The 2071-nt window shown below is 67.8% G+C and carries 2 protein-coding genes; both read right to left on the bottom strand.

The annotated features are described in order from the left end of the window. Positions 1 to 383, bottom strand: a 383-nt coding sequence (locus tag ACTHJR_RS15970; RefSeq protein ID WP_440524231.1) for a TonB-dependent receptor plug domain-containing protein, incomplete at its 3' end; no start/stop codon positions are given. Positions 384 to 463: 80 nt separating this feature from the next. Next, on the bottom strand, positions 464 to 2071 hold a 1608-nt coding region (locus tag ACTHJR_RS15965; protein WP_440524230.1), incomplete at its 5' end, for a hypothetical protein.

The following is a 2071-nucleotide window of genomic DNA, read 5'->3' as shown; positions in this document are numbered from 1 at the left end:
CCGAGCCCGCGCACCGACAATTCGTTGGCATTGCCCTTGAAGCGGTCGGCGCTGACGCCGGCGATCCGTTCGAGCGTGTCGCCGACCGAATTGTCGGGCTGGGCGCCGATCTCGTCATTGACGATGCCGTCGACGATCACGCTCGAATTGCGCTTGAGGTCGATCGAGTTGCGCTGCGTCGCGCGCGCGCCGGTGACGACGATGTCCTTCTGGTCGGCCGGCGCGTCCTGCGGCGCCGGATCGGCGGCAGCGGGGGCCGCCGAGGTGTCCGCGGACGCGGTCGAAGCGGCAGGCGGCGTTTCCTGGGCCAATGCCGGGATCGGCGCCAGCGCGGCGATCGCGACGGAGGCGAACAGGGTGCGGCGGATATTGGTCGCTCTCATCTCGAAAATCTCCCCGATTCATCATGTTGCGGTCGTTTGCCGCAGGTTGTCATACCGATCCGGCCCAATTGATACCGGTGTCAATTCTGCTCAGAACGATAGTCGATCGCCCAGCCGAGACGCAGCGTCCGGACGGGAGCGGACAGGCTGCGGCCGCATCGCACCACGGCGCGGAACGCCCCGGTCGGCGCGCGATAGACCTCGCCGCCCGGCCCCGAGCGGCAATCGCCGAGCCCGGTCGCGGCGAAGCGCGTCACCTGGCCCTGGCCGAAGGCTATCGCGCCCGGCCCGGCTTGCGCGGCGCTGTCCGAGAAGGTCGCGAATTCGAGGTCGATCCGCTTGATCGCCACGCCGGGCGCCGCGCTCAGCGTATCGCTGCGCGTGATCCGCCCGGGGGCAAGCACGTAGCGCGTGACGATCGCCAGGCGCTTGTCGGCGACCGCGTCGTTGCCGCCCATGCGGTCGAGCGCATCCTGCCGCCAGCTGACGATGGTGGTCGCTCCCGACCGCGCGACCCGCACATCCTTGAACCAGGCGAGCGGCATCAGCACGCCGCCGTCGGACAGGGTGATGCGCGGGGTCAGGTGCGGGAAGCCGGCATCGGCCGATCCCTGGAGCAGGCCGGGCGAGAAGGGGATCGGGAAATAGGGGTTGTGCATATGCTGCCCCTCCGCCCCGTCGATCAGCGGCAGGCCGATCACCGTGCCGCGGTCGCGCACCGTCACCAGCGCGCGATCATAGGCGCCGCGGGCGAACCAGGTCGTCGTCGAGCGCGGCAGGGTCGTCAGCCATTGCCGGTAATCGGCCGCCGGCGCCTTGTTGCGATAGCCGAGGTCGTTCCAGATGCGGTCGGTATAGAGATATTGCCGCGCGAGACTCAGATTCTCGCCGAAGATGCGATGCTTGCCGCGATAGGCATCGGTGCGCCGGCCGTGATCCCACATGTCGACCGACCCGGTCGCGGGGTCGATCCAGAAATCGGCGTAGCGCGCCGCGATCCGGCTCGAGAAGGCATAGGCCATGCGCTCCTCGGTCGGGGTCAGCAACTTGAACCGCGCGGCGGCGGTCAGCACTTCGAGGAAGCAGGTCTCGCCATAAGCGCCAATCGAGCGGCCGTATTCGAACCCCTCGCCGCGCATGTTGAAGCGCGGAAGCATCACGTCGACCGATCGCCTGAGCCACGCCTTGATCTCGGGCGTCGGCTGCATCCCGGTCTCGACCAGCCGCTGGGATATCTCGCCGATCAGCAGCACCGAATAGCGGTCGAACCTGCCCTTGCCCTCGGTCTCGTCGGCGAAGCCGTATTTTCCCGAATAGCGCCGGTAATGGTCGAGCATCCGCGCGAACAAGGCGTCGCTGCCGCTCCTGTCCTCCCATCCCATCAGGAAGCGCAGCCGCGAGATCGAGAAGGCGACGCCGTAATAATTGTTGGGCAGGTCGATCAACGTCAGGTCGGGGCGGACGAAGCGCCGCCAGTCGAGCTTGATCCGCAACCTGGCGAGCGTCGCCGGCCGCACCGCGCGGTCGAGCAGACCGGCCGCCGCCAATTGGTGGAGCGCCGAGGTGTAATAATAGATGCCCCAGCTGTCGTTGGGATCGTCGACCGTGAGGTCGGCGATATCGGCGAATTCGGTCAGCCGCTCGGCGAGCCTCGGGTCGCCCGGTTTCAGCTCGAGCACGCGATAGGC

Source organism: Sphingomonas sp., from assembly GCF_051962185.1.
In the GTDB taxonomy this organism is placed as follows: Bacteria; Pseudomonadota; Alphaproteobacteria; order Sphingomonadales; family Sphingomonadaceae; genus Sphingomonas.
This window is presented reverse-complemented; position numbering and strand designations above follow the sequence as displayed.